The sequence below is a fragment of the Archangium sp. genome (genome assembly GCF_036277355.1).
Lineage (GTDB): Bacteria > Myxococcota > Myxococcia > Myxococcales > Myxococcaceae > Archangium.
Window position 1 is genome coordinate 48,696 of record NZ_DASUNC010000196.1, and the last position, 25,861, is coordinate 74,556.

The following is a 25,861-nucleotide window of genomic DNA, read 5'->3' on the forward strand; positions in this document are numbered from 1 at the left end:
CACTCGACAGCTCCCACGGGAGCCTGCTAGGGACCGGCGCCCATGCTCATCGATCTGCACGCGCATTCCTACCTGTCCAAGGGTTGCGACCTGGATCCGCGCGCGGTCCTGGATCGTGCCGCGCTGTTCGGTCTGGACGGCGTGGCCTTCACCGAGACCAACACCCAGGACGGTTGTGACGAGCTCTTCGAGATCGGCGCGAAGTCCAAGGTGAAGGTCTTCGTCGGCCTCGAGCTCGTCACCGACCGGGGCCAGTACCTCTGCTTCTTCCCGAAGCCGGAGCGCGCCCCCGAGCCGGTGCAGATGTGGGGCAGCAACCGCGAGAAGCCCTGGAGTGCCGCCGAGTGTCTTCCCAAGGTGCGCTCGCTCGGCGCCGCCATCGTGGCCGCCCGGCCGTATGACCGGGACTCGCCCAACCCCGCCATGGACTACGTCCGCTCGCTCGGCGGCGTGCTGTGCGCCGTGGAGGGCTACAACGCCCGCGTGAAGCAGACCTCCAATGATCTCGCCGTCGAGGCCGCCGAGGTCCTCAAGCTGCCGTGCACCGGTGGCAGTGACGCCCGCGGCTCGCTCGACGAGGTGGGCTATGGCGCCACCTTCTTCAAGAAGCCCGTGCAGACGCAGGAGCAGCTCGTGGCCGCGTTGCTGGCCGGGGACTTCTACCCCGTCATGGCCGGCGAGCTGCCCCGGCTCACCCGCCCGGGCGAGGCCCAGGCCTCCCGCGGGGGTGGCAAGCGCCGTGGCGGTGGAGGCGGTGGCGGTGGCGGGGGTGGGCGCCGTCGTCGCGGCTGACCCCCACCCCCACGGGGGAGAGGGAGTCGTCCGCGGCTACTTCGCCGTGGCGGGTGGGGCCTCGTCCACCCGGGTGACCAGGCCGTCGGTGATGTACACCCGGCGCTTTTCCCCCGGGTAGATCCACTCCTGGTGCACCTGCGTCCCGTCCAACGTGCGACGGATGCGCTCCGGCAGCCCCCAGGACATCTGCACCGCCCCCTCCGGCATGTACTCGAGCACCTTCTTCTGCCGGATGGCCTCCTGGAAGCGCTGCTGGAACTTCGCCATCTTCGGCGCCGGATCATGCTCCGCCAGGTGCCGATCCAGCTCGGCCTTCACGTCCTCCGGCGTCTTGAGCTGCGGCGGCAGCACCAGGATGACCGGCGGCCCCGCCGGCACGCCCTCGATGTCCAGGTACACCCAGGGCTGCGTGCGCGGCGAGTACAGCACCCGCTCCGCCATCACCCACGCCGTGGGGAACTCCACCTTCAGCACCCGCACCTTCGTGCCCGCGGGCGCCATCGCCTGGATCGGGCCCGGGTTGATCGGGTTGCCCTTCGTGTCGTTGAGCAGCCGCACCTCCTCGGGAGGGTAGGGCGTCAGCAGCCGCTTCGACGCATCCCCGAAGAACGGGGTGACGTAGCTGGAGGCCTGCAGGTAGCGCACCGCGGCCGGGCCCGTGGTCAGATCATGCTGGAGCTTCGTGCGATCCTCCGCGCTGAGCAGCGTCTGGCTGGCGCACCCGGTGGCCAGCACCGCGGGGACGAGGACGAGCAGGGCGAGCAGTCGTTTCATGGCTCGGTCTCCGTCAGAAGTTGAAGGAGAAGGCCCGGGTGGTGATGGCCGGGGCGTCGCGTCCGCCCGACACGTCGGCCACCTGCACCGCGCGCTCGCGCATGACCTCGACGATCCGCGGCCCGCCCGCCTTGGCCAGCGCGTCGATGCCCTGGATGACGTGCGAGACGAGCAGCGCCACGCCGCCCAGGCCCCAGAACCAGCCACCGCCCACGACGAACCGGAACACGGAACTCACCACGATGATGGCCACGTCCACCACGAGGAACAGGAGGAAGCCATTCGTGTCCCTCACCAGCAGGTGGCCCGTGCCGAAGCCGATGAACAGCCCCAGCACCAGCGCGAGCACCTGCCGCACCTCGCCACTGATGGCGCCTCCTCCGCCGCGGCCTCCGGACTCCTGGCGCAGCGGCTCGTGCAGACGGCCGTAGTGCAGGGCATCCGTGAAGCCCTCCGGGGTGAGGTTGGCGTGGAAGGTTTCCGCCAGGGGAGCCTCGTCCAGGAGCCGCGCGTGGCGGCCCTCCATGGCGTGGGCGAAGGAGACCGTCGGATCGGCGGCGAAAGCCGGCTCCAGAGCGGGGGACGTGGCCAACAACGACGCGAGCAACAGGGAAGCGAGCATCGGACGCACCTCGGCGTGGATACGCGGGAGGGCGCCTTCCTTAGCTCAGCGGGGGCTCGGCGTCAGCGATGCGTTGTCCCGGGCGCGGCTTTGCTCTCCGCAGCCCTTCAGGGGCGGACAGATGGGGCCCCGGCCATCGGGGTCCGGCACCAGCAGGAAACGGCCCAGACCACGGGCGTCGGTCAGCTCTGGATGGCCACAGAGCACGCAACGGCGGGGGGGACGCTTGGAAGGAGGGAATGGCACGTGGCCAACTCTCCCTCCGGTCCGCCACCCGCGCGACTTTTCGGCCGCTCAGCTCTTGCTTCCGGCCGCCGCCGCCGGGGTGCTCGGGGTGCTGCTGGAGCTGGAGCTGGAGGAGCTCGAGCTCGAGCCCGCGTCCGACGAGCCGCTGGCGCCGCTCGAGGGGGCGCTGGAGCTGCTGGTCGACGAGCCGCTGCTGGAGCTGCTCCCGTCCTTCTTGGTGGAGCTGTAGAGGTCCGAATACCAGCCCCCTCCCTTGAGGACGAAGCTGGAGCGGCTGACGACCTTGCTCAGCGAGTCCTGGGCTCCGCAGGCGGAGCAGGTCTCGGGCGTCGGGTCGCTGACCTTCTGCAGCACATCGATCGTCTTCCCACAGGACTTACAGGCGTACTCGTAGATGGGCATGGCTTGGCCTCTTCACTAAGACTCAGGCGTGGAATGAGGGGAGGGCTCCGAGCCCCGCTTGCGCAGGCCCTCGGCCACTCCCAGGCGCTCGAGCGCACGGAGCACGAGCTCGGACGGGGCGCCGTGCTTGCGGGCCACCACGTCCGCGAGCTCGGAGAGCGTCTTGACCCCCGGCAGCTCGTCGCGCGTCAGCACATCGAGCTCCCGGCGGAGCATGTCCGTGAAACGCTTCTTGATTCCCAGGTCCACCAGGTACTTGTCCCGCCCCAGCAGATCCAACTTCTGGGTCAGGTTGCGCCCGGTGAGGGCCTCGCGGCGGAAGCGCTCGCGCACCTCCTCGACCTCCCGGGAGATGCCGGCCTTGGCCTCGAGCTGACGCAGCTCGGAGGGACTCAGGCCCAGCGCCCAGCCGACCCGGCCGGAGGCGCCGCGGTGCTCGGTGAAGGCACTGAGAAGGGCCGTGCGCTCGCGGTTCTCCATGGCCTCCATCAACCCGTGAGCCCTCAGCACTCCTTCCAGCTCCTGCAGCGTCAGGTCCCCCCGGCCGCCGTTGTACTGCTGGGCCAGGGACTGCAGCAGGGCGAAGCGGTGCTCGTGCGAGCCCACCGCCGCCTCCACCACGTCCTTGCCCGAGGCGCGCGTCAGCTCCTGCATGCTCGTCTTGGGAGCGTCCAGGCGGGTGAAGCGGCCGCGGGGCTTGGGCAGATCCCTCTTGAGGAAGCTCGACGCCTCCTCGCCCTCCTCGAAGTCGGGCGGAGCGGCCTCGGTGGCGGTGCGCTTGCGCGGGGCGATCCGCGCCTGGACCGTCTCCCCCCGCGACCTCGGAGCCTGCTCCGGCTTCGCGGGCACGGGGGCCGGTACGCCCGCTCGCGGGGCCGGCGTGGCGAAGGTGGGCACGTCGGGGGCGGGGGGAGGAGCGGGCGGCCGCTTCTCCTCGTGCACCCGGGCCAGTTCCTGCACCACGTCGTAGAAACCGCACCCCTGCCGCGTCGCGGCGATCGCGGGGGCCGTGCCCTTGAGCACGTCCACCACCGCGAAGGGTCCGAGCGGCGTGGCCGCCGGCTCGGTGTCGGTCAAGGTACGCACCCGGAAGTCGTCGGCCTCGGACAGCAGGGCGAGCGCTTCGCGGACCTCGGTGGGGGTTGCGGGAGCCTTGGCTCGCCTGCAGTAGTCGGATACGGCTACTGCCACCGGGGTGGGCACGTCATCGGGTTGCCGCTGTCTCTGCCAGTGACTGTTCATGAAAGTTGCGGAAAAATGCTCGTTTACGAGGCTGGGTGCCTCTATCTTCGCTGGCGGACGGGTGTCAATGAATCCGACGGGCCCCAATCTAAACAGCCAGAAGACGATGCAAGTCGGTGTCTCACCCGGGCGGGGCTCCAGGGACCCCGCACGTTCGGCCGGTGGACATTCGATGGGACGAGGGGCCATCCGCATGGCTCGGGAGGCAGGCGGGCCGTGATGAATCAGGACATGGACGAGGTGCTTCAGCGGTACATGGCGCAGCACGGGCTGAAGAGCACGCGCCAGCGCAGCCTCATCATCGACACCTTCTTCTCCGTGGGCGGGCACCTGTCCGTGGAGGAGCTGTGGAACCGGGTCCGCGAGCAGGACACCCGGGTGTCGGTGGCCACGGTGTACCGGACCATGAAGCTGCTCAACGAGTGCGGCCTGGCCCACGCGCGCAACTTCGGCGACGGGCAGACGCGCTACGAGGCCGCCGCCGGCCGTCACCACCATGATCACCTCATCTGCACCCACTGCGGCACCATCGTCGAGTTCGAGGATGACCGCATCGAGCAGATGCAGGAGGCGGTGGCGCGCAAGCACGGCTTCACGGTGACGTCGCACAAGATGGAGCTGTACGGGCTGTGCCGGAACTGTCAGCGGCAGGGCGTGAAGAGCGAGGCATGAGGCGCGCGGCCCTGGCGGTGGGGTGCGCCCTGGTGCTGGCGCTGGCCGGGTGCCGCACGGTGTCCGAGGAGCCCGCGAGGGGCCCGGGGGTCTCCCCGTACCTGCGGGCGCTCGCGCTGCCCTCGGTGGGACCCACGCCCCTGGACTGGAATCAACTGCCCGGGCGCGTGGTGCTGGTGTCCTTCTTCGCCACCTGGTGCTTCCCGTGTCTGGCGGAGCTGCCCACGCTGGAGGCCCTTCAGAAGGAGCATGGCCCCCAGGGCTTCCAGGTGGTGCTGGTCGGGTTGGACATCGACGGCTTCAAGGTGCTGGAGCCCTTCGCCGAGCAGTACGCGCTCAACTTCCCCGTGCTGGTGTCCGACGAGCCCATGCAGAAGGGACACAGCGCCTTCGGGCTCATCCCCGCGCTGCCCGCCACCTTCCTGCTGGACAAGGAGGGCCAGGTGGCCGGCGCCTGGCAGGGCATGGCCGGTCACTCGGACGTGTCCCGGGCCGTGGAAAAACTCCTGCGCCGCTGAAGCGCGAGCACGGTCATCTGTCTCCTGGACGGAGCGGCACCACCCCGTGACTTGCACCCGGGGACAGGGGATGTGCATGCCTCCGGACACGGGAGGTGCAATACGGTGACGGGAGCAGCGGACAGCCGGATGGCTCGTGTGCGCCCGTCCCCGGTGGCGCACGGGTCCGGGTGGGTGCTCCCGAGGCGGGGGGAGGCCCGATGAGGGTGCCCTCCCTGACGGGTGGACTGCTCTCCCTGACGGGTGGACTGCTCGTGGCCCTGGGCCTGGCGATCCTGCTCGCGCTGAGCGTGGGGGTGGCCTCGGTGCTGACGCTGCGCTCCGTCACCCATGAGCAGGGCCTGGCCCTGGTGCGGGAGGCCTCCACCCTGGAGTCCGTGCAGGTCCTGCTGGTGTTGAGCGAGCGGCGCGCCCGCCATGCCCGCTCCTGGTTGCTCTCCCCGGAGCCGCACGTCCGCGAGGAGCTGGAGGTGACCCGCCACGAGTGGGAGCTGCGGCTGCGGCAGCTCGAGGAGTCCTTCACCGGAGAGGAGGAGCGGGCGCTGCTGGCCCGCATCCGGGAGCGGCAACATGCCATCCAGGCGATCATGGATCGCCTCCTGGCCCAGGGCGGGCAGGAGGTCCGGAAAGAGGACTGGAGGGCCCGGTTCGAGGCGGAGCTGCGCCCCCTGCGGGTGGGCCTGGATCAAGAGCTCTCCCGCCTGGTGGCGCTCCAACAGGAGTCGCTCCAGGAGGCCGTCCGTCAGCAGGAGCGGACCCGGTTGCGCGCCGTCACCCGGTTGGGGGTGGCGATGCTCGGCGCGGTGCTGGCCGCCGGGGCCTGTGGGGCGTTGCTGGTGCGCAGCCTGCGCCAGCACCAGCGGGCCGAGGCGCGGGTGCAGCGCAGCGAGGCCCGCTTCCGCGCCACCTTCAACCAGGCGGCGGTGGGGCTCGCCCAGGTGTCCATGGACGGGCGCTGGGTGCTGCTCAACCCGCGCTTCCGCGACATCCTCGGCCACGGCGAGCGGGAGCTGCTCGGGCAGCGCTTCGCGGACTTCACCCATCCGGAGGATCGCGCTCGGGACGAGGCGCACGTGCGCCGGCTGCTGGCCGGGGAGCTGTCCTCCTTCACGTACGAGAAGCGCTACCTGCACCCGGGGGGCGCGGTGGTGTGGGTGAACCTCTCCGCGTCGCTGGTGCGCGATGACGCGGGCAGGCCCCTGTACATGCTCGCGGCCATCGAGGACATCACCCGGCGCAAGGCGCTGGAGGACGAGCGGGTGCTGCTGCTGGCCGAGGCGCGGGAGGCGCTGCGGCTGCGCGAGGAGTTCCTCTCCGTGGCCAGCCACGAGCTGCGCACGCCGCTCACGCCGTTGAGCCTGAACCTGCAGATGGTGCTGCGCGAGGCCCGGGTCCACCCGGAGCAGTCCTTCGCCCGCCGCGTGGCGCAGCGGCTGGAGTCGGGGCACCAGCAGGTGCAGCGGATGACGCGGCTCATCGAGGATCTGCTGGACGCCAGCCGGTGGGGAACGGACAGGCTGGTGTTGAGCCTGGAGGACGTGGACCTGTCGGCGCTGGTGCGCGAGGTGGCCCGGCGCTTCGAGCCGGTGGCTCGGCGGACGGGGAGTGCCCTGGAGGTGGACGCACCCGCGCCGGTGGTGGGCCGGTGGGACGCGCACCGGCTGGAGCAGGTGGTGGCGAGCCTGCTGTCCAACGCCCTCAAGTTCGGCGCGGGACGGCCCGTGCTCCTGCGGGTGGAGGCGGAGGACGGCCTGGCACGGCTCACGGTGCGGGACGAGGGCATCGGCATCGCGCCGGAGCTGCTGCCCCACATCTTCGAGCGTTTCTCGCGGGGCGTGTCGGACCGGCACTACGGCGGCATGGGCCTGGGGCTGTTCCTCACCCGGTACGTGGCGCGCTCGCTGGGTGGAGAGGTGGTGGCCGAGAGCACGCCGGGCCAGGGCGCCACCTTCATCGTCCGGATTCCCTTGCGGCCCGTGGAGGGCAGGGGAGCACTGGCCTCGCGGGACGAGGCTTCCGTGCCGCCCGTCTGAGGCGCTCAGTCCACCCGCTCGCCCAGCTTCTGCCAGCCCCCACAGGAGCGGACGGCGCCACCGGCTCAGGCGCCGGGAGGCGGGTGGTGGGGTGGGGGACACGGTGGGCATCCGGCTCCTTCGCGAGGGGATTCCATGCTGGCAGGAGGCGTGCCACGGGGCGCTGGCCACGAGGAGCGACTGTCCTCCGTGAGAAAGAGGGACGGCTCGCTACAGGCCTGGAGCGGATTTCTTGCCGGGTAGGTCGCCGCTGGTACCTTCCGGCCACTCATGACGGTGCGGCGAAAGCTCCTCGGTATAGCGGCGTGTGTGGCCGCGGTCCTCACGCTGGTCTCAGCGGTGGACGCGAAGGGCTTCCGCCGCTACCTGCGTCTGCGCCAGGACGTCGAGGCCATCCAGGAGCGCAACCGCGTCCTGTCCGAGCAGAACGCCACCCTTCTTCGCGAGATCAACGCGCTGCGCAATGATCCCGCCGCCCTCGAGCGCGCCGCGCGCGAGGAGCTCGGCTACGTCAAGCCGGGCGAGCTCGTCTTCCATCTGGAGTAACCGTGTCCGCCCTTTCGGCCATCCCTCCAGTCTCCAAGCTCTTCCACTCCCTGGTCCGGGCCATGCCCGGCGCCGCCGTCCTGTCCGCCTTCCTCCACCTGGCGCGCGGCGGCTTCCGCGGCCTCCACACCCTCGGCTGGACCGAGGCCTCCCTCGTCGTCTTCCTGCTCGCCGCATTGGGAGTGATGGGCTGGCGGCGCTTCACCCGCGGCGCCGTGGGCGCGCCGATCTACCTCCGGGATGATCTGGAGCTGGGCGCGGTGCTCATCGCCTCGGCCTTCATCGTCGTGGCCATCGCCGGGGGCGCGGTGTTCCCCCTCGTCTACCTGGTCATGGCCTTCCTCGTGGCCTTCCTGCCGCGCAACGCGGGCCTGGCGCTGCTCGGCGTGGCGCTCGCCTTCGATGCGGTCATCACCCTCCAGGGCCCCGATCGCAACATCACCTCCTTCCTCACCCACGCGCTCTTCCTCGCCCTCTTCGCCGGCCTGTACCACCTGGTCCTCTCCGCCCGCATCGCCGCCGCCCGCCGCGCCGAGAGCGCCGCCGTGGAGAAGCGGATCAAGGAGGTCGAGGAGCGCGCCCGCACCTTCCGGCTCGTCAGCTCCGGCTCCCACGACAACCCGCCCGATGTGAAGGACGAGGAGAAGTGGCTGCTCGCCTCCGTGAAGGAGATCGAGGGCGCGGTGGGCGCCGCCCTGGAGATCGCCGAGACGGCCCTGCACACCCACACCTGCGCGGCCTTCCTGCTGGCGTCCGATGACAAGGGGCTGAAGCTGTACGACTGCCGCAGCGCCTCGGACCGCGTGCAGCGCGAGCGCTTCAACGCGGGCGAGGGCATGCTCGGTGGCGTGCTCAAGCGCAGGGCCCCGGTGCGCATGCACTCGGCCCACGGGCTCAAGGGCATCACCTGGTACGACGGCAGCGCGCCCACGCTCGGCGCCGTGCTCGCCGTGCCCATCATCGAGGGCGGCAGTGGCCTCGTGCGCGGTGTGCTCGTGGCGGACCGCGTGACGCACAACCCGTTCTCGGACGACGACGAGAAGCTCCTGACGACGATCGCCGCCGAGGTGCTGCGCTCCATCGAGGTCGAGCGGGTGATGACGTACATCCGCAAGACGCGCGACGAGAAGGACCGGTTCTTCCGCGCCATCGAGGAGCTCAACCGCGCCGGCAGCCCGGATCAGGTGTTCCTGGCGGTGCTGGAGAGCGCGCGGCAGCTGGCCGGGCTGGACTTCTGCGCCGTCACCATCGTGAACGAGCAGGAGGGCAAGCGCGTCCACAAGGTGGCGCGGATGCTCGGTGTCACGGCCCAGGGGAGCAAGGCGCTCGAGGGCCGCACCTTCCCGGACAACAACGGGCTGGTGGCCAACGTGGTGCGCTACGGCGCGCCGCTGCCCGGGCGCGACATCAAGGCCATGGACCGCCAGGTCATCTTCGACGAGGAGACCCAGCTGCGGGGGCTCGCCGCGTTGAAGATCTTCCCGCTCACCGCGGGGGACCGGATCCTCGGGACGCTGGTGGCGGGCTCGCGCCGCAAGGCCGCGCTGGACCACGACGTGCTGCGCATGCTGGAGGTCATCGCCATCCAGGCGGCCCAGGCCGTGCTGCGCGCCCAGCTCTACGAGGCCATGGAGCGCATGGCCACGACGGACGGCATGACGGGCCTGTACAACAACCGCACCTTCCAGGCGAAGGCGGACGAGATGCTCGCGCACTCGCGGCGGTACGGGCGCAAGTGCTCGCTGATGCTCACCGACGTGGACCACTTCAAGAGCGTGAACGACACCTACGGCCACCTGACGGGAGACCAGGTGCTCAAGGGCGTGGCGCGCATCCTCCGCGAGCAGGCCCGGGACACGGACATCGTGGCGCGGTACGGCGGCGAGGAGTTCGCCATCCTGATGCCGGAGACGGACGCCAAGGGCGCGAAGATCATCGCCGAGCGCATCCGCGAGGCCATCAAGGCCGAGGTCTTCCAGACGGAGATGGGCCCGCTGAAGGTGACGCTGTCGCTGGGCATCGCGACGGCGCCGGACCACGGCACGGACAAGCTGGTGCTGGTGGAGCAGGCGGACCAGTGCCTGTACTACGCCAAGCGGCACGGCCGGAACCAGTCGGTGACGGTGGCCGAGGCGCAGGGCGGCCGGAAGCTCCAGGCCGTCGAGGGATGAGAAGAACCCCTCTCCCGCCGGGAGAGGGACGGGGTGAGGGTGCCACGGGCCCCGGGTTGGCAAGGAGCATCTGGAGTGAAGGAGCAGACCCGTGTCCCCCTCGCCGTGACCACGAGCGGCAAGCCGGAAGAGTCCCTCGTGAAGCGGGCCCGCGAGGCCGCGCGCGCCTGGAACCTGCCGTTCGTCCCGAGGCGCAAGAAGGAGCCCATCGGCCCGATGCTGGCGTCCTCGGCCGACGCCTTCCTCGTCTTCGAGCGCGAGGGCGTCTCGCTCTGGGATCGCGAGGGCTCCTTCAGCTTCAACCCGGGCATGGCGCACCTGCGCCGGCTGCGGATCCTCTCGGGGCAGGTGGGCGGGGATGACGCCCTCGTCCGCGTGGCCGGGCTGCGCGCGGGAGATCTCGTCCTCGATTGCACGCTGGGGCTCGGGCAGGACGCACTGGTGGCCGCGCTGGTGGTGGGGCCAGGGGGCAGGGTGGTGGGGCTGGAGAAGAGCCTCGCGCTCTACGCCGTCGTCTCCGAGGGCCTCGCCGCCTACGACTACGGCTCCCAGTCGTGCCGCGTGGAGCCGGTGCACGCCGACTCGCATGCGTACCTGCGCTCGCTGCCCTCGGGCTCGTTCGACGTCGTGCTCTTCGATCCGATGTTCGAGAAGCCCAAGAAGTCCCAGCCGGCCTTCGAGATGCTCCGCCGCTTCGCCGAGCACGCCCCGCTCTCGCCCGAGACGCTGCAAGAGGCCCGGCGCGTGGCCCGGCGATGGGTGGTGGTGAAGGGCTCGAAGTACTCGGACGATCTCAAGAAGCTGGGGCTCGAGGCCGAGCCCGGCTCCCGTTACACGTCCGTCATCTGGGGCCGCGTTCCGGGTGCCTCGTACGGGTAGGTCCTTACAGCGCCGCCACGATGGCTCCGGCTACGCTCGGGTGGACCAGTCGCCGCACCCCCGCAAAAACCTTGCCCCGGGACACGGAGAAGTCGTCTCCGAGCCCGGGGCAGGAGCCCTCCAGGGAGAGGGGGAAAACCCTGGTGGCGCACCCCATCCTTAATGCATGGGGGACCGCCGCGCATCCCCTTGTGCACGCCTCCTTCTACAAGGAGACGAGAATCCGGCGGCGGCGCACCCAGAACCACAAGGCCAGCAGGCCCAGCGGCGACGCCATCCCTCCCGCGGGAGACGCGGCGCAGCCACAGCCCTGGGCCTCCGGTTCCACCGTGAAGGAGCGCCCGCTGGAGGCCGGGCTGACGTGGCCCGCCGCATCCGTGGCCGTGGCCGTCACCGTGTGCCGGCCCTGCGCCAGCGCGTAGACCGGGTTGATGCTCCACTGCCCCGACGCATCCGCGGTGGCCGTCCCGACCTGGAGCCCATCCACGCTCACCGCCACCGTGCTGCCGGCCTCGGCGGTTCCCGAGAAGACCAGCTCACCGGGCACCACGGCCGCGCCCTCGGCCGGCGTCACCACCTCGGGAGGAACCGGGGCGAGCGTGTCCACCGTGAAGGTGCGCGCGGTGGAGGCCACGCTGGTGTTGCCCGCGCGGTCGGTGACGGTGGCGATGGCGGTGTGCGCTCCCTCACCCAGGGCCGCCGTGAGGGTCCACGACCCCGAGACCTGGGCCAGCACCGTGCCCACCGACACCCCATCCACCTTCACCTCCACCATGGCGCCGGCCTCGGCGGTGCCCGAGATGTCGGGTGTGGAGGTGGTGACGAGCGCGGCCGGAGCCGAGAGCACGGGGGCCGCTGGCGCCACCGTGTCCACCGTGAAGGTGTGCCGGGCGTAGCCGTTGGTGTTGCCCGCCGCGTCGGTGACATAGGCCGAGACGGTGTGCGTTCCGTCGCTCAGGGGCGTGGCCGGGGTGATGCTCCAGTTTCCCGAGGCGTCGGCGCGCACTCTCCCGAGTAATGTCGCAACCTCCTTCACATCCACCCGGCTGCCGGGCTCCGCGGTGCCCGAGATGACGGGCGTCGTCGTATTGACGAACGCGGCCGGAGCCGAGAACACGGTGTTCGCGGGTATCTGCGTGTCCACCGTGAAGGTGCGAGGGGCAGAGGAGAGGCTGGTGTTGCCCGCCGCGTCGGTGGCGGTGGCCGTGGCGGTGTGCGCTCCGTCACTCAGGATCGGGGTGCTGATGAGGAGCCAGTTGCCCGAGGCATCGGCCGTCACCATGCCCACCGTCGTCCCATCCACCTTCACCGTCACGGTGCTGCCGGGCTCGGCGGTGCCCAGGACAGAGGGCGTGGAGGTGTAGGTGAACGCGGCCGGCTCCGTGATCACGGGGGCCGCTGGTGCCGTCGTGTCCACCGTGAAGGAGCGGGCGGCGGAGGAGGAGCTGGTGTTGCCCGCCGCGTCGGTGGCGGTGGCCGTGGCGGTGTGCACTCCCTCACTCAGGGGGGAGGGAAGGGTGAGGCTCCACGCTCCCGAACCATTGGCCGTTCCCGTGCCCACCGGTGTCGCATCCACCATCACCGCTACCGTGCTGCCGGCTTCCGCGGTGCCCGAGACGGTGGGCCTCGTCCCGACGAAGCCGGCCGGAGCCGTGAGCACGGGGGCCGCCGGGGGCTCGCTGTCCACCGTGAAGGAGCGCGAGGCGGAGAGGCTGGTGTTGCCCGCCGCGTCGGCGGCGGTGGCCGTGGCGGTGTGCGCTCCCTGTCCCAGGGCGGTGGCCGGGGTGACGCTCCAGATGCCCGAGGCATTGGCCGTCACCGAGCCCACCAGCGTTCCATCCACCTTCACCGTGACCGTGCTGTTTGCCTCCGCGGTGCCCGAGATGACGGGCGTGGTGGTGGTGGTGACGAGCGCGGCCGGAGCCGTGATCGTGGGGACCGCCGGGGCAACCGTGTCCACCGTGAAGGAGCGAGCGGCGGAGGCCGTGCTGGTGTTGCCCGCGACGTCCGTGGCGGTGGCCGTGGCGGTGTGCGCTCCCTGGCCCAGCGTGAGGGTGGAGGTGACGCTCCAGTTGCCCGAGGCATCGGCCGTCACCGTGCCCGCGGGTGTCCCATCCACCCTCACGGCCACCGTGCTGCCGGGCTCCGCGAAGCCCGCGAGGGTGGGCCTCGTCATGTTCGTGAAGGCCGGCGGAGCCGAGAGCACGGGGGCCGCGGGCGCCGTCGTGTCCACCGTGAAGGTGCGAGGTTCGGAGACGGGGCTGGTGTTGCCCGCTCCATCCACCGAGACGGCCGTGGCCGTGTAGGGCCCCTCGTCCAACGGTGTGCCCACCCCGAGGCTCCAGTTGCCCGAGGCGTCGGCGGTCACCGTGCCCACGGGCGTCCCATCCAACGACACCGTCACCGAGTTGCCCGGCTCCGCCGTCCCCGCGAGGGTGGGCGTCGGGGTGTTGATGAGCGCCGCCGGAGCCGTCAGCACGGGCGCGGGCGGAGGCCCATCCACGAAGACCACCGCGCCCCCGGAGAGCGCATGGGCCGTCACATGCAGCAGGTAGTACCCATCCGCCAGCGCCGGGGGCACGTTCACCGAGAGAGACGTGTTCGAGAACCCGAGCACGCTCACCGGGAGCCGCTTTCCGCCCTCCAGGGCAGTGAGCGAGGCGAAGGGGAGGTTGGCGGCGGAGCTCATGGCGTTGCCACTGCTGGCCTCGGAGACTCCCCGGAACCCGCTCCCGCTCACGGTGACGGTCCTGCCCGTCAGCAGGGGAGAGGGGGGCGTCACGACGGGCCGCGCCGCGTCGGGGGCGCCCGATTCCTCGTACAGCTCGGCACTGGCCAGCGCGCCCGTCGCCGTGGTCCCGCCCGTCACGAGCACCTTGCCCCGGGGCAGGGGCGCCGCGGAGGCACCGGCGCGCGCGGTCGCCAACGGGCCCACGGTGCTGAAGGTGCCGGTGGCCGCATCGTAGACCTCGGCGCTGGCCAGGCGGCCCGCGGTTCCCAGGCCCGAGGCCACCAGCACCTGGCCCGTGGACAACGTCACCGCCACGTGGCGCGCGCGAGCGAAGGTCAGGGGGCCGGTGGCGCTGAAGGTGCCCGTCACCGGGTCATACAGCTCCGCGCTCGCCTGGGCTCCCGAGGCGCCACTTCCACCGGTCAGCAGCACCTTGCCCGTGGGCAGCGGCGTCGCCGTGTGCTCGGCCCGGACGACCGTCATCGTGCCGGTCCCGCTGAAGGTGCCCGCCGCCGGGTCATACAGCTCCGCGCTGCCCAGCGTCTCCGAGGCGGACTGTCCTCCCGCAACGAGCACCTTGCCCGAGGACAGCAGCGTCGCGGTGTGCCGGGCACGGGCCGTGGCCAGTGAGCCCGTGGTGCTCCAGGTGCCAGCCGCGAGAGCGTACAGCTCGGCGCTGAGCAGCGGGCCCGAGGCGCCCGTGCCTCCCGTCACCAGCAGCCTGCCCCCTGGCAGCAGCGTCGCCGCATGGGCGGAGCGGGCCGTGGTCAGCGAGCCCGTGGGGCTCCAGGTGCCCGTGGCCGGGTCATACAGCTCCGCGCTGGTGAGCGGGCCGCTCGTCCCGTCGCCACCCGTCACCAGCACCTTGCCCGTGGGCAGCAGCGTCGCCGCATGGGAGGAGCGGGCCGTGGCCAGCGCGCCCGTGGTGCTCCAGGTGCCCGACGCCGGGTCATACAGCTCCGCGCTGGACAGGAGGCCCGAGGCGTTCTGTCCACCGGCCACGAGCACCTTGCCCGAGGGCAGCAGCGTCGTGGAGTGGCCCTGGCGGGCGGCGGTCAGCGGGGCCGTGGCGCGCCAGCTCCCCGTCACCGAGGAGTAGAGCTCCGTGCGGGTGCCCGCATCGGAGCCTCCGCTCACCAGCACCCGTCCATCGGGCAGCAACGTCGTCGCGTGCCAGAAGCAGGGAGAGGTCAACGAGCTCGTGGCGCTCCAGGTGCCCGTGGCCGGGTCGTACAGCTCCGAGCCGTCGATGCGCCATCCCGCGTTGTACCCGCTCGCCACCAGCACCCGTCCATCCGGCAGCAGCGTCGCCGGATGCCACTGGCGGGGGGTGCCCATCGCGTTCGTGCCGCTCCAGGTGCCCGAGGCCGGATCGTACAGCTCCGCGCTCGACAAGGTGTTGGTGTTGGAGTTGTTGTAGCCGCCCGCGGCGAGCACCTTGCCGTTGTGCAGCAGCGTGGCCGTGTGGCCGGTACGCGCGGTGCCCAGCGCACCCGTGGGGCTCCAGGTGCCCGTGGCCGGATCGTACAGCTCCGAGCTGCTGACGGAGTTCCCCTGATATCCGCCGGAGACCAGCACCTTGCCGTTGGGCAGCAGCGTGGCCGTGTGGCTGGTACGCGCGGTGCCCAGCGCGCCCGTGGGGCTCCAGGTGCCCGTGGCCGGATCGTACAGCTCCGCGGAGGCAAGCCAGTTCCAGGTGGAGGGGTAGTCGATACGGCTGCCTCCCACGACGAGCACCTTGCCGTTGGGCAGCAGCGTGGCCGTGTGGCTGGCACGATGGGTGGTCAGGGAGCCCGTGGAGCTCCAACTCCCCGTGGCCGGATCGTACAGCTCCGCGTTGGGCAGGGAGGCGCTGGGGTACCCCGGATATCCGCCCACGACGAGCACCTTGCCGTTGAGCAGTGGCGTCGCCGTGTGATCGTAGCGGGCCCTGGGCAGCGGGTTCGTGGCGCTCCAGGTGCCCGTCACCGGATCGTAGAGCTCCGCGCCGCTGAGCGCGGTGTCCGAGAAACCACCGGCGCCCCCCGCCACGAGCACCTTGCCGTTGAGCAGGAGCTGCGCCGAGTGCCGGTAGCGGGACGTGGCCATCGAGCCCGTGGCGCTCCAGCCCGGATCCACCACCACCGTGCCCTCCAGCCCCTCCAGCTCCACCTCCAGCGCCACCTTCAACGTCCGGCGCTCCAGCGCCAGCCGCGGCAGGTTCCCGGGCCCACCGCTCGCCCTGGGTGTGACGCCCCACAGCCGCACCTGGCCCTGCCGGCCGCGCCCGGACTCGTCCCTCGCCACCGGGTAGTGCATCCGCACCACCGGCACCTCGCCGCCATCGAGGAACTCGAGGTACTCGCCCGCGTCCCGCACCGTGGAGATCCCCTCGGGCACCTCCACCTCGAACGCGGCCCGGTACGCCGAGGCGCCCGCCCGCATCACCACGAACTCCTCCACCCGCTGGCCGCCCAGCTCCTTCCAGAAGTGGTCCGGTCCGTAGAAGGTGGCGCCCCCGGATCGCCGCGATGCCTTGGCCGCGCTGTCTCCCTGGGGCTTCACCCGGAAGACGTAGCCCCGGGTGGCGAGCTCCAGCCCGTCATCCTCCTGGTCCGCCAGCGTCACGCGCAGCGCCGCGGCGGAAGGGACGGAGGCTTGCCGGACCTGGGTGTCCGGAGCCTCGGAGAACTCGGGGAAATAGGCCCGCGCCAGCCGCAGCGCGTTGTCCTCGCCCGGAGCCTCCCGCCAGGCCTTCACCGCGGGGGATCGCGCCGGGGGTTCGGGCAGTGGGGCAGGGGAGGTCGACTGGAGTCCCCGTGCCCGTGGGAATTCCCGGGGTTGCCCGACCGCCACTCCGCCGGCTTCGGGCTGTCCACACGCCACGCACCCCAGCAGCGCCCCCACCAGGATGAGGCTCCAGATACGGCGATGACTCATTGCGTTTCCCCCTCGTCAGCGGCCCGCGCACGGAAGAAGAGCTTCCAGCGCCTGAGCCGCTGACCGGCCTTCCTAGCAAGGAGAGCCCTCTGCTGGCTCGATCATGCATGAGCCCGTGAGACAAGGCCTCGGCCGTAGGGGGTTTCCCTGAGCGGGGACTCCCTTCACGTCTTTTGAGGTGCGAGCTCCTGGGCTCGCACGCGCGGGCTCAGGGATCGCCCTTCGCGGGTCCCTCGCTGCCCACCGGTGACAGCTTCGCCGTCCAGGAGCCCGCGTGCTCGTGCGGCATCAGCTCTCGCGGCGAGCGGTAGTACTGCACCGGCGAGTCGTGCAGGAAGTTCGACACCCGGCTCGTGTACAGGCACGCGTAGCGCTCCACCTGCTCGCCGAACCGGCTGTTCTCGTGCCCCTCCTTGAACAGCAGGCCCCAGTACGGGTTGAAGCCTTCCTCCACCTCGCACTCCAACGTGTCCGCGATCTCCGTCGCCTCGCGCAGCGCCCAGCGCAGCTTGTCCAGCTCCGCCTTCACCTTCCGCCGCTCCTCCTCCACCGGGACCGTCTCCTCCGGCTCCAGGTCCCCGCGCTCCAGCTTCCGGTCCAACATGTTCAGCTGGCCCTTGTGGTGCGCCACCTCGTCGTCCAGCCGCTCCCGCGCCAGCTCCACGTCGGACAGCCGCAGGATCCGCTCCCGCTGGCCGTCCGTGTAGGTGATCTCGTCCTCGATCTCCTGCACCACCATGCACGTGCGCCACAGCGAGGACTTCTTCGACTTGAGGATGTCCCCGTAGATGTGATCGCCCACGTACAGCACGCACTCGCCCGCGTAGCCCGTCTGCTGCTCGAACTGCACCAGGTTGCCGCCCTGGTACACCTTGCCGCGCTCCACGCTCCCGGCCTCGCCCACCACCTTCGCCTCCTCGCCCGGGCCCGCCGTCTCCAGCTCCAGGAAGGGCCGCTGCTCGGAGAAGAACGCCGGCTTGGACGCCAGCGTCACGATGTAGTCGAAGTAGTTGCGCCAGCTCGGGTACTCCGCCAGCTGCCCGTCCAGCAGGTAGCGCATCACCGCGTCCGTGTAGTCCCACGCCGAGTTCGTCAGCAGGAACAGCCGCTTGCCTCCCGAGCGCAGCTTGTGCAGCGCCGGGCCCAGCTCCGGATCCTGGAAGATGTAGCGCCCCAGGTCCTTGCGCACCTCGCGCTTGAGCGAGTTGTCCCGGTGCACCGTGTCGATCGCATCCCGGATGTCGTCGTACAGCTTGCCGTAGTCCACCCGCTGGCCCAGCGACTCCAGCAGCTCGATGATGCCGGCGAAGAGCCACGCCTCGGGCAGCGCGAAGAGCGTGTCGATCCACGCGAACTGCGGATTCTTCAGCTTCACGCGCTGGTTGCGGTACAGCTTCTTCCACACCTCGCGATCCAGCGGACGCAGTCCGTGCCAGGCCCGCCCCACGTAGCCGAAGCGGTCCATCTTCAGCAGGTTGCCGTTCGCCTTGTCCACCGCCAGCCCGCGCATCACGAAGTGGTGGTCGTACTGCAGCTGGCCGATGACCGGGGGGTAGCCCCGCTCGCTGACGAGCTTCGCCAGCGTCATGTCATAGGCGAGCTGCTCCAACCGGCGCATGTGGTAGATGGCCAGCGTGTAGTCCATGTCGAAGCCGATGAGGTCGACGTGGGCCATGCGCAGGTTGCGGTTGACGAAGATGTCCCGCGCGCGAGGCACCTGGCGCAGGGGCGCCCGGGGCACACTCAGCAGGCGGGCGAGCTCGGTGTCCGCGAAGAGACGCTGAGCGCGGAGCTCGGCCTGCTCGGCGTTGGCCCGGTTGAGCGAGGAGCGGAAGCTGCCGTGGAGGGGATCCGAGGTCGTCGGGCTCCCCGGGATGGGTCCGGTCGGAGAGAGTTTCGGTGACACAGGACAGCAAGACATAACACGCGTCCCTCCGGGGCCACCATTCATACGGGTTGTCCACCTTGCGGGGTTGCGAGCGGGCATGGCACGCTCGCGGGTCCGCAATGAGATCGCCCGCCAGACGTTCCCCCCCGTCCGACGCCGAGCTCCACGCGCGGCTCGCCGCCCGCATCGAGGCCCTGGAGGACCGTGTCCGCCAGCTCGAGGTCCGGGTCCGCGGCACCGCCGTGGCGCGGCGCGTCCGTGCGTTGGGCCCGGTGCGTCAGAAGACGGCCGCTCCCCGTGCCAGCAGCCGGCCCGCGCCGCGCTGCCCGGGCTGCACCCTGGAGCTGCCTCCCGGCCCCAAGGGCGAGGCGTGCGTCTGGTGCGGGTTCCAGTTCGACGCCGTCCGGTCCCGGAAGAGGAAGGGATGAGCACCGCCTACCGGTTGACCGGCCGCGTCGAGGCCGGAGATCTCGCCGAGCTGTACGAGGCCGTCCAGGAGCCCGGTGGCCTCGAGGTCGTCATCAAGCTCTTCCACCCGAAGACGTCGGATCCGCGCTACGCCACCGTGCAGGCCGGGATCTACAGCGTCCTCAACCCGCTCAACCCCGAGGGCATCGTCCCCGTGCTCGACCTGGGGTTCGTCAAGCAGCGGCTCGCCGTGGTGCGCGAGGCCGTCGAGGGCCACTCCCTGGGCACCGCGCTGCACCGGCTCAACACCAAGGAGGTCCTCCTCCCGCCGGCCACCGCGCTCTGGCTCGTCATCCAGATGCTCGAGTCCGTGGAGCGCGCCCACGCGGCGGGCGTCATCCACGGCTCCATCACCCCGGGCAACGTGCTGCTCTCGCGCGGCGGGCTGCCCTCGGTGTGTGACTTCGGGGCGTTGCAGGCGCTGCTGGCCGTGCCGGAGCTCAAGCGCGCCTTCGCCGGCAGGGGCCGCAGCGCCTACCGCGCCCCCGAGGTGGGCCGGGGCGAGCCTCCGGACGTGCTCTCGGACATCTACTCCATCGGCGCCATCGCCTACGAGCTGCTCACCCTGCGCGAGGCCGTCATCCCCGATGGGGGCGTCAGCACCCGCCGCGCCGGCCTGCCTCCGCCCAGCCGCCTGGATCGCCGGCTCCACGCGCGGTTGGATCCGATCATCCTGCGCGCGCTGGAGGCCACGCCCGCGCGGCGCTACCGCTCGTGCGCCGAGTTCGCCGCCTCGCTGCGCAACTTCCTGTCCACCCACGGGGGCCTGCCCGGCGCCGAGGACGCGCGCCGCTTCGTGGCCGAGCTCTTCCCCAACGAGATGGCCGGGGGGCCCGCGCTCGGCCCGGTGCCGTTCTCCGAGCGCTTCACGCTCACGCCCATCTCCGGTGTGTCGCTGGCGGAGGTGGGGGCGGACGCGCTGGAGAAGTCCGTGGTGGTGCGGCCCTCGTTCAGCCCGGCCCTCAGCGAGGCCGACACCATGGAGGCCCCGCCCGCCTTCGAGGAGTACCAGCCCGAGCCCACGATGACTCCGGGGCCCATGATGGACAGGGCCCTGCTGGACTCCACGCACGTGCTCGGGGCCGAGGCCGCGAAGGAGGTGCTCGAGTCCACCTATGTGGGGCCCCGGGAGGGCGCCGCCGAGGTCACCCACTTCGGGAAGGAGGGCACCCAGGTGCGCGCCCGGCTGAAGGAGGGCACCCAGGTCACCCGGGTCGAGCCCAAGGACGACGCCACCGAGCCCGGCCGCTCCCAGTCGCCGGGGGATGACGAGCAGACGTGGGTAGCGCCTCCCGGGGCCGCGCCGCCCAAGCCGCGCCGCGCTCCCGTGCTGCCCGGGGGAGCCGCACCCCGGGAGGTCACGCGCATCGGCAAGAATCCCCGCCTGCGCATGGTGGAGGACTACTCCCGTCCCGAGCCGGAGCCTCAGTCCGATCCCAAGGCTCCGGTGGATCCGGACGACCTGGTGGACACGGCGAAGATCGAGCCCACGGGGGTGCGCCTCCGTCCGCCGCTCTCCGAGGGAACGCAGACGCGGGCGCGCATTCCACCGTCGCCCTCCGAGGGGACGCAGACGCGGGCGCGCCTTCCTCCGTCGATGGTGCGGGGCCACGTGTCCGAGCAGCCGCCCTCGGCCGAGCCGGATCGCTCGTACATCCCCATGCCGCCGCCCACGTCGCCCGAGGTGAAGGCGGCGGTGGCGCAGCGGCGCCTGTTCACCGAGGAGCGCAACCTCCTGGCGGACAAGCGGCACCGGCGGAAGATGCTGGCCGTGGCCGGGGTCATCGCGCTGGTGGGGGTGGCGTGCTTCGCCCTGGCGGTGTGGAAGTTCTCGCAGCGGCCCGAGCTCGACACGGATCCCAAGGTGTCCGCGGTCAGTGGCGCCGTGGAGCAGTACCTCCAGATGCCGGACTCGCCGCCCGCCGAGCCCGAGAAGCCGAAGCCCACCGCACCGCCGGATCCGGTGGTGGTTTCCCCCCAGGGTGGGGCCGAGGAGTCCCACAAGAACGGCGTCGCGTACCTCTCCATCAGCGCCAACCAGTTGTCGCGCGTCTACATCGATGGTGTGCGGGTGAAGCGCAACCTGCCGCTGGTGCGCTATCCGGTGAAGCCGGGCAACCGGGAGATCATCATCGAGACGATCGGCGTTCCGCGTCAGCGGGAGCTGTTCGAGCTGCGCCTGGAGCGCGGCGAGCACAAGAAGCTGGAGCAGATCTTCAAGCCTTCTCCCTATCGCTGAGGCCATGGACCGGACCCGCGTCTTCGTCGTCGAGGATCAGCCGAACCTGCTGCGCAACCTCCTCAAGGTGCTGGGGAGCTTTCCCGAGCTGGAGGTGGTGGGCAGCGCGCAGGATGGAGAGCAGGCGGTGGAGGAGGTGGTGCGGGTGATGCCGCAGCTGGTGCTGTTGGACCTGGAGCTGCCGGGGTTCAACGGCATCGAGGTGACGCGGCGGGTGAAGCGCCGAGCGCCCGGGGTGGAGGTGCTCATCCTCACGTCCTTCGAGGACGAGCAGAAGGTGTACGAGGCCATTCAAGCGGGGGCCTCGGGCTACCTGGTGAAGCGGGTGGGGCCGGAGAAGATCCGCTCGGGCATCCGCGAGGTGATGGAAGGGGGCACGGTGCTCGAGCCGCTGATCGCGCGGCGCTTCTGGAACTACTTCCAGTCGATCCAGGCGAAGCCGCCCGAGGCGGAGAAGCAGAACCCGTGGGGCCTGACGCCGGCCGAGTTCGATGTGCTGCGCTACGTGGCCAAGGGCCTGTCCAACGCCGAGGTGGGGCGGGTGATGACGCTGGAGCGGCGCACGGTGCGCACGCACCTCTCACACATCTACAAGAAGATGGGCGTCAACTCGCACGTGGAGGCGGTGGTGCTGGCCCTGCGCGCGGGGCTCGTGGAGCTCTGAGCCGTGGAGGCTCAGGCCTTCGGTGAGGCCACCTCGTCGAGCACCGGCCGGCGGGTGGGCTTCTGACGCCGCTCGTGGTCGTAGAAGGACTCGGGGCCGAGCAGGGAGATCCACTGCCGCTCCCGGGCATCGGCCTCCGGAGTGTTGGCCTGGGAGGGGAGCTCGTAGGGTTGGAGGAGGACGAGGTCATCTCCCAGGCGCCGCACATGCTCGGGCGGGAGGGAGTCCAGGCGCTCGCCGAAGAGGCGGACGAAGGGCGGGCCCAGGAAGTTGCGCCAGAAGAGGCCGGGCAGACCTTCGCTGTAGTCCCGGATGGTGAATTCCTTGTAGCTGAAGTGCTCCTCCTGCACCTCGTACTGGGTCTTGCGGTCCCAGTCGTCTTCCATCGCGGCCGTGGCGAGCGGGGAGCGCACGAGCCGCATCAGGGCCGCGACCTGCTCGAGGTGACGCTGACGCCAGGCGGGCCGGGCCGTGTCCGCGAGGGAAGTCGTCCAGGAGAAGTTGCTCACGTAGGGTAGATCCTTCGGTGCCGACGGAAAGAAGCAGACGTAATCGCGGTCCGTCCTGGCCCCGACGAACAGGTGTCGTCCCTTCTTCTTCTCGTAGTAGGCGAGGAGTGGATCCAGATCGAGTGCGCCCGAGGGGATTGAATACTCCATGTCGGCATCGCCGAAGCGCCTGGGCTCGAACCAGCGGAACTCGGTGAGGATGAGATGGAGGACCTGACGCAGGCACTCGCTCGTGAGCGGGCCTGGTGGCAGATCGATGTGCGTCCTGAAGGGGCGTGAGCGCATGGGGATCAGGGAGAACCTCGAATGTGAGCCTGCCCTCGCTTTTGAAGGCGATCCAACCGATCCTTGAGTGGGCCGGAGAGCTTCGTTGCTCCCTCGGGATGCTTCGCGGAGCGGATCCACAGCTCCAGATGCCCACCGTACTGCTCCACGTACTTGATCATGGCCTTCAGGTTGCCGGTGAGGGACAGCTCCTGGCGGGCCTTGCACTCGACGAGCTGGTAGGGCTGGCCCCAGAACAGCTCCGCCGGGTTGTCGCGTATCGAGTCGGCGATGAAGCCCGGCAGTTCCTCCCCGGGCGGCGGCATCATCATCACCGGGTTCTTCTGATAGCCCTGCGTCTTGAGGATGCCGTCCTCGAAGGCATTGCCCGCGCCCTTGTTCTCGAGAATGGAGCGGTACATCCGCTCCCACTCGGGATCGATGGAGTAGGAGAGGCGTGGATACTTCCTGGGATTGCGGAACTGGTATTCCACCCAGCACTGCGCCTTGTGGGCGTCGGAGCCGGGAATCATGCGCGAGCCATCCTCCAGCAGGCGTGCGCCCACCAGGGGAACCTTGTTGCCGGCGCGGTAGGACGCGGAGGCGGCGCTCAGCGACTCATCCATCCCCTTGGCCACGCGCTCCAGGAAGAGAAACTCCTCCTCGGTGAAGTTCTCCCCCTTGGCGGCCTTGGACATCAGACGTCCCACCTCCTCGGCCTCCTTGGGCGAGTAGTGGGTGGTCACCCGGGAGAGCACCTGGAGCTCATCGAGGTTGCGGCCGGTGACGAGGCCGAGTCTCTCGAGAATCTCCCGGGCGACCCTGGCCTTGGGTTGGGCCAGGGCACTCCAGGGAAGAAGAAGCGCCAGGCAGAGAAGGAGCGCTCTGGTCATCGGTGAGTCCCTCACCAGCACAGCGGCAGGGAGTCGAAGCCGCGGAAGGTCAGGCTGTGGCACTTCATGAACATCTGATGCTGGGATGGGGATTGCGCAGGTTGCCGGGGCTGAACAGGTTGCGATCGGTAACAGCGGAGCCAGTCATGGCGCGGCACGGTAGTTGCCGCTCCATGGACTGTCGAGGTCAGGGCACGTTGCCGCGCACCAGCCGCAGGTGACGCTTTCCACGGCGCGGACCACTCGGGGAGACGCCAGGGGAGTGGGGCACGTAGGGCTGATGGCGCAGGCCGTCCTTGTGGCTCCAGTCCTTCGGCGCGAGCGGATCCGACGGCCCGCGCAGACCCGAGCGCACGATGACTCCGAAGAGCACCGTCAGCAGCACGGACACGGTGATGAGCGTCAGGCTGGAGTTGGTGAAGAGGCCATCGAGCGCGGGCGACGGATCCGGCGTGAAGAGCATGGCGCCGAGCAGCAGCCACCACAGTCCGAGCACCAGCAGGCCCGCGCCGCCGGACCAGAGCTTCACCCGCGACCAGAACGTCCGCTGCGAGGGAAAGGGCGTGGGGGAGGCCCCGCGCTGCGCCGGGTACTGCCGGGACGGCTCTTCGTCGTGCGCGAGTCTCGCCAGGACGTGCTCCGAAAGGGTTTCACTGCTCCGCATGCCCCGGGCCGGGAAGGCGAGGGTGGCCCCATGGCGCCAGCGCATCACCCCGATGGCGATCACCAGCAACACGAAGGCGGCGAACGCGGTAGGGCCCATCCGGCTGGCCCCGTACGCCCCGTGGATCACCAGGGCGCAGACGAGCGCGGGGAGCAGCAGCCGGAAGCGGGGGGGCGGAGACGCCAGCATGAAGTGAACGGTAGCAGAGATGTGGGTCCACTCCAGTTTGCCACCAGTGCGGGTCTCCTGGACACCCCGGCCCGGTGAGGCGTGTCCGTTCGCGGACTCGGGACCTCTTTCCCCCTGAGAAATCCAGCTTGCTTGGATGGATTCCGAGCGGGCTGGAGCGGAGACTTCTCGGTTCCTGACCCGAATCCCTGATGCTGAGCACGGCCACCGCGAGCCGTGCCGAGCCTCAAGGGGTGGAGCGCCCGCCAATTTCCGGGAAGCGCTCGTAGGCCCGTTTGAGCGCGTCCAGGTGGGTGGGGTTGTCCAGGTCGAGCGGCGCATCCGTGAGCCTGACCACCCACCCGCCTGTCGCGCTACGCCGTGAGCGCGAGACCAGCTCCGCATCGCGGGCGGGGTCCGGAAAGCCGATGGCCCGTGCGGCAGCATCCGACCAGTAGTTCAGCCATCCGAGGCGATGCGGAATCTCAGGCGAGCGCATGGCAACAGGGGACTTGATCACCGGCAAGCCGCGAGGAGGCGGCTCCAGGTCGTCTGGCCGATTCTTCGTCTGGCGTGCAATGTCCACCCCCGCGCTGAACGGCGTCGCGTGACCCCAGAACGCGCGTGCGTCCTCCGCCACGGCCTCCAGTAAGGCTGCCGCAGCCACGCTGCCGGCGGCGGACAGAGGTAGCGCTACATGGAATTCGAATTGAGCCCGACCGCCAGGAGAAATCCCCGCCGGCTTTCCCCATCCCGTCACGCTGACCCGGAAGTTGTCATCAGTGCTGCGCAGCGGTGGCATTTCCCCACGACTAGCCTCGCGGGCGACGAATGCGTCGCGATCCGGCAACGGAATAAGCTTCCCCTCGTCAGAAATCATCAACCCAATACGCAAGCCGGGGTGTGCGCGCTCCATCGCATGAACAACAGCCAAAGTTCGGCCATCATCCCCCGCAAGCGCAGGCGCGTAGACGATCATGCCGATTTGATTCTCTCGTGTAGCTGGCATTTCAGCACCAATCCATGACGACGATCAGGTTTTCGAGCGCCGGTTCGGTGTACTCCAGCGCCTTTTTGTGTGAGGCACTTCGAACGCCGACCCGAAAGTCAAATCCGCACGCCCTAGCAAGTTCACGCTCGATCGGAAAATCACGCACATGCTTTCTTGCTACAATGTCTTGAAGCTCGAGCGGATACGAGTCGTAGTTGTCAGTTTTCACCTCCCAAAGCACGCCCGCGACAACTTGCAATGCGTCGAAAGCCTTGCCGTTGACCAGCGCGTTAGCCCCACGGTAGGCGTTGAACTTGATCCCGTCAGCGCACTTGTTGTGCAGCTTGTTCCCGCCCTTGGGCGGCACCCGTCGAGGCTTGCACTCCAGACGGCGCTCCCGCTCCGAGACTTCGGTTGGACCCACAGGATTGATCCAAAGTCCGTAGGAGAGGTTTTGAAGAGGGGGAGAGCAAGTCCAGACAATCTCAGGCAAAGAGGGGGCATCCCTCCGGACGGCGCTTGAAAGAAGGGCGCCGTGGAAGGACAGCAGTGAGGTGCACAGG

At 70.2% G+C, this 25,861-nt stretch carries 21 protein-coding genes and 1 pseudogene; 11 read left to right on the forward strand and 11 right to left on the reverse strand.

The window, feature by feature from the left end; genetic code table 11:
- Window positions 1–42 precede the first annotated feature (42 nt).
- On the forward strand, window positions 43–792 hold the full coding sequence (locus VFZ09_RS48355; protein ID WP_329734640.1) for a PHP domain-containing protein: 750 nt from the start codon (window positions 43–45) through the stop codon (window positions 790–792).
- A 36-nt stretch (window positions 793–828) separates the two neighbouring features.
- Here VFZ09_RS48355 and VFZ09_RS48360 read toward each other — a convergent pair whose 3' ends face one another.
- Both VFZ09_RS48360 and VFZ09_RS48365 read right to left on the reverse strand, forming a co-directional pair.
- Window positions 829–1,569 carry a hypothetical protein gene (locus tag VFZ09_RS48360; RefSeq protein ID WP_329734641.1) on the reverse strand — a complete coding sequence of 247 codons (741 nt, stop codon included), beginning with the start codon at window positions 1,567–1,569 and terminating at the stop codon, window positions 829–831.
- A gap of 13 nt (window positions 1,570–1,582) precedes the next feature.
- Window positions 1,583–2,191, reverse strand: coding sequence for a hypothetical protein (locus VFZ09_RS48365; protein ID WP_329734642.1), 609 nt, complete (start codon window positions 2,189–2,191; stop codon window positions 1,583–1,585).
- A gap of 301 nt (window positions 2,192–2,492) precedes the next feature.
- Here VFZ09_RS48365 and VFZ09_RS48370 point away from each other — a divergent pair, with 301 nt between their 5' ends.
- Window positions 2,493–2,666 (forward strand): hypothetical protein, encoded by a 174-nt coding sequence (locus tag VFZ09_RS48370; protein ID WP_329734658.1) that lies wholly within the window; start codon window positions 2,493–2,495, stop codon window positions 2,664–2,666.
- Between the two features lie 74 nt (window positions 2,667–2,740).
- Here VFZ09_RS48370 and VFZ09_RS48375 read toward each other — a convergent pair.
- Both VFZ09_RS48375 and VFZ09_RS48380 read right to left on the reverse strand, forming a co-directional pair.
- Window positions 2,741–2,839, reverse strand: a pseudogene (locus VFZ09_RS48375) (FmdB family zinc ribbon protein); the annotation flags it as partial.
- Window positions 2,840–2,854: 15 nt separating this feature from the next.
- The gene (locus tag VFZ09_RS48380) at window positions 2,855–4,081 is read right to left on the reverse strand and encodes a hypothetical protein (RefSeq protein WP_329734643.1); all 1,227 of its coding nucleotides are present in this window, start codon (window positions 4,079–4,081) and stop codon (window positions 2,855–2,857) included.
- A 219-nt stretch (window positions 4,082–4,300) separates the two neighbouring features.
- Here VFZ09_RS48380 and VFZ09_RS48385 point away from each other — a divergent pair, with 219 nt between their 5' ends.
- The 6 genes from VFZ09_RS48385 (at window position 4,301) to VFZ09_RS48410 (ending at window position 10,900) form a co-directional block, all read left to right on the forward strand.
- Complete coding sequence (locus VFZ09_RS48385; protein WP_198956123.1) at window positions 4,301–4,753, forward strand: Fur family transcriptional regulator; 453 nt, start codon at window positions 4,301–4,303, stop codon at window positions 4,751–4,753.
- Window positions 4,750–5,271 carry a TlpA disulfide reductase family protein gene (locus VFZ09_RS48390; protein ID WP_329734644.1) on the forward strand — a complete coding sequence of 174 codons (522 nt, stop codon included), beginning with the start codon at window positions 4,750–4,752 and terminating at the stop codon, window positions 5,269–5,271. The genes VFZ09_RS48385 and VFZ09_RS48390 overlap by 4 nt, the downstream gene beginning before the upstream one ends.
- Before the next feature lie 200 nt (window positions 5,272–5,471).
- Window positions 5,472–7,304, forward strand: coding sequence for a sensor histidine kinase (locus tag VFZ09_RS48395; protein WP_329734645.1), 1,833 nt, complete (start codon window positions 5,472–5,474; stop codon window positions 7,302–7,304).
- A 309-nt stretch (window positions 7,305–7,613) separates the two neighbouring features.
- Window positions 7,614–7,850 (forward strand): FtsB family cell division protein, encoded by a 237-nt coding sequence (locus VFZ09_RS48400; RefSeq protein WP_414640813.1) that lies wholly within the window; start codon window positions 7,614–7,616, stop codon window positions 7,848–7,850.
- Between the two features lie 62 nt (window positions 7,851–7,912).
- The gene (locus VFZ09_RS48405; protein ID WP_329734657.1) at window positions 7,913–10,021 is read left to right on the forward strand and encodes a sensor domain-containing diguanylate cyclase; all 2,109 of its coding nucleotides are present in this window, start codon (window positions 7,913–7,915) and stop codon (window positions 10,019–10,021) included.
- Window positions 10,022–10,096: 75 nt separating this feature from the next.
- Window positions 10,097–10,900, forward strand: coding sequence for a class I SAM-dependent methyltransferase (locus tag VFZ09_RS48410; RefSeq protein WP_329734646.1), 804 nt, complete (start codon window positions 10,097–10,099; stop codon window positions 10,898–10,900).
- 205 nt (window positions 10,901–11,105) lie between these two features.
- Here VFZ09_RS48410 and VFZ09_RS48415 read toward each other — a convergent pair whose 3' ends face one another.
- Together VFZ09_RS48415 and VFZ09_RS48420 are read right to left on the reverse strand one after the other, a co-directional pair.
- Window positions 11,106–16,370, reverse strand: a complete 5,265-nt coding sequence (locus VFZ09_RS48415; protein WP_329734647.1) for an Ig-like domain-containing protein — start codon at window positions 16,368–16,370, stop codon at window positions 11,106–11,108.
- A gap of 388 nt (window positions 16,371–16,758) precedes the next feature.
- On the reverse strand, window positions 16,759–18,471 hold the full coding sequence (locus VFZ09_RS48420) for an HAD-IG family 5'-nucleotidase (protein WP_329734648.1): 1,713 nt from the start codon (window positions 18,469–18,471) through the stop codon (window positions 16,759–16,761).
- An 86-nt stretch (window positions 18,472–18,557) separates the two neighbouring features.
- Here VFZ09_RS48420 and VFZ09_RS48425 point away from each other — a divergent pair, with 86 nt between their 5' ends.
- Genes VFZ09_RS48425 through VFZ09_RS48435 form a run of 3 tightly spaced genes read left to right on the forward strand, consistent with a single transcriptional unit; the run spans window position 18,558 to window position 21,809 of the window.
- Entirely contained in the window at window positions 18,558–18,866 is a 309-nt protein-coding gene (locus VFZ09_RS48425; RefSeq protein WP_329734649.1) for a hypothetical protein, read from the forward strand.
- The gene (locus VFZ09_RS48430) at window positions 18,863–21,145 is read left to right on the forward strand and encodes a serine/threonine protein kinase (RefSeq protein ID WP_329734650.1); all 2,283 of its coding nucleotides are present in this window, start codon (window positions 18,863–18,865) and stop codon (window positions 21,143–21,145) included. The genes VFZ09_RS48425 and VFZ09_RS48430 overlap by 4 nt, the downstream gene beginning before the upstream one ends.
- A gap of 4 nt (window positions 21,146–21,149) precedes the next feature.
- The gene (locus VFZ09_RS48435; RefSeq protein WP_329734651.1) at window positions 21,150–21,809 is read left to right on the forward strand and encodes a response regulator transcription factor; all 660 of its coding nucleotides are present in this window, start codon (window positions 21,150–21,152) and stop codon (window positions 21,807–21,809) included.
- Between the two features lie 11 nt (window positions 21,810–21,820).
- Here the strand turns inward: VFZ09_RS48435 and VFZ09_RS48440 are convergent, their stop codons facing one another.
- The 5 genes from VFZ09_RS48440 to VFZ09_RS48460 form a co-directional block, all read right to left on the reverse strand.
- The gene (locus VFZ09_RS48440; protein ID WP_329734652.1) at window positions 21,821–22,603 is read right to left on the reverse strand and encodes a hypothetical protein; all 783 of its coding nucleotides are present in this window, start codon (window positions 22,601–22,603) and stop codon (window positions 21,821–21,823) included.
- A gap of 5 nt (window positions 22,604–22,608) precedes the next feature.
- Window positions 22,609–23,475 (reverse strand): hypothetical protein, encoded by an 867-nt coding sequence (locus tag VFZ09_RS48445; RefSeq protein ID WP_329734653.1) that lies wholly within the window; start codon window positions 23,473–23,475, stop codon window positions 22,609–22,611.
- Window positions 23,476–23,662: 187 nt separating this feature from the next.
- Window positions 23,663–24,328, reverse strand: coding sequence for a hypothetical protein (locus tag VFZ09_RS48450; protein ID WP_329734654.1), 666 nt, complete (start codon window positions 24,326–24,328; stop codon window positions 23,663–23,665).
- A gap of 226 nt (window positions 24,329–24,554) precedes the next feature.
- Window positions 24,555–25,286: a DUF5953 family protein gene (locus VFZ09_RS48455; RefSeq protein WP_329734655.1), complete on the reverse strand. Its 732-nt coding sequence runs from the start codon at window positions 25,284–25,286 to the stop codon at window positions 24,555–24,557.
- 31 nt (window positions 25,287–25,317) lie between these two features.
- A partial coding sequence (locus tag VFZ09_RS48460) for a DUF6310 domain-containing protein (protein ID WP_329734656.1) occupies window positions 25,318–25,861 on the reverse strand: 544 nt, incomplete at its 5' end.

What these genes read in the sequence shown, in the direction of transcription:
- VFZ09_RS48450 (WP_329734654.1), bottom strand. Translation starts at nt 24,328, where the DNA reads ATGCTGGCGTCTCCGCCCCCCCGCTTCCGGCTGCTGCTCCCCGCGCTC.
- VFZ09_RS48380 (WP_329734643.1), bottom strand. Translation starts at nt 4,081, where the DNA reads ATGAACAGTCACTGGCAGAGACAGCGGCAACCCGATGACGTGCCCACC.
- VFZ09_RS48425 (WP_329734649.1), top strand. Translation starts at nt 18,558, where the DNA reads ATGAGATCGCCCGCCAGACGTTCCCCCCCGTCCGACGCCGAGCTCCAC.
- VFZ09_RS48390 (WP_329734644.1), top strand. Translation starts at nt 4,750, where the DNA reads ATGAGGCGCGCGGCCCTGGCGGTGGGGTGCGCCCTGGTGCTGGCGCTG.
- VFZ09_RS48385 (WP_198956123.1), top strand. Translation starts at nt 4,301, where the DNA reads ATGAATCAGGACATGGACGAGGTGCTTCAGCGGTACATGGCGCAGCAC.
- VFZ09_RS48395 (WP_329734645.1), top strand. Translation starts at nt 5,472, where the DNA reads ATGAGGGTGCCCTCCCTGACGGGTGGACTGCTCTCCCTGACGGGTGGA.
- VFZ09_RS48430 (WP_329734650.1), top strand. Translation starts at nt 18,863, where the DNA reads ATGAGCACCGCCTACCGGTTGACCGGCCGCGTCGAGGCCGGAGATCTC.
- VFZ09_RS48440 (WP_329734652.1), bottom strand. Translation starts at nt 22,603, where the DNA reads ATGCGCTCACGCCCCTTCAGGACGCACATCGATCTGCCACCAGGCCCG.
- VFZ09_RS48455 (WP_329734655.1), bottom strand. Translation starts at nt 25,286, where the DNA reads ATGATCGTCTACGCGCCTGCGCTTGCGGGGGATGATGGCCGAACTTTG.
- VFZ09_RS48405 (WP_329734657.1), top strand. Translation starts at nt 7,913, where the DNA reads ATGCCCGGCGCCGCCGTCCTGTCCGCCTTCCTCCACCTGGCGCGCGGC.
- VFZ09_RS48360 (WP_329734641.1), bottom strand. Translation starts at nt 1,569, where the DNA reads ATGAAACGACTGCTCGCCCTGCTCGTCCTCGTCCCCGCGGTGCTGGCC.
- VFZ09_RS48435 (WP_329734651.1), top strand. Translation starts at nt 21,150, where the DNA reads ATGGACCGGACCCGCGTCTTCGTCGTCGAGGATCAGCCGAACCTGCTG.
- VFZ09_RS48365 (WP_329734642.1), bottom strand. Translation starts at nt 2,191, where the DNA reads ATGCTCGCTTCCCTGTTGCTCGCGTCGTTGTTGGCCACGTCCCCCGCT.
- VFZ09_RS48445 (WP_329734653.1), bottom strand. Translation starts at nt 23,475, where the DNA reads ATGACCAGAGCGCTCCTTCTCTGCCTGGCGCTTCTTCTTCCCTGGAGT.
- VFZ09_RS48420 (WP_329734648.1), bottom strand. Translation starts at nt 18,471, where the DNA reads ATGTCTTGCTGTCCTGTGTCACCGAAACTCTCTCCGACCGGACCCATC.
- VFZ09_RS48355 (WP_329734640.1), top strand. Translation starts at nt 43, where the DNA reads ATGCTCATCGATCTGCACGCGCATTCCTACCTGTCCAAGGGTTGCGAC.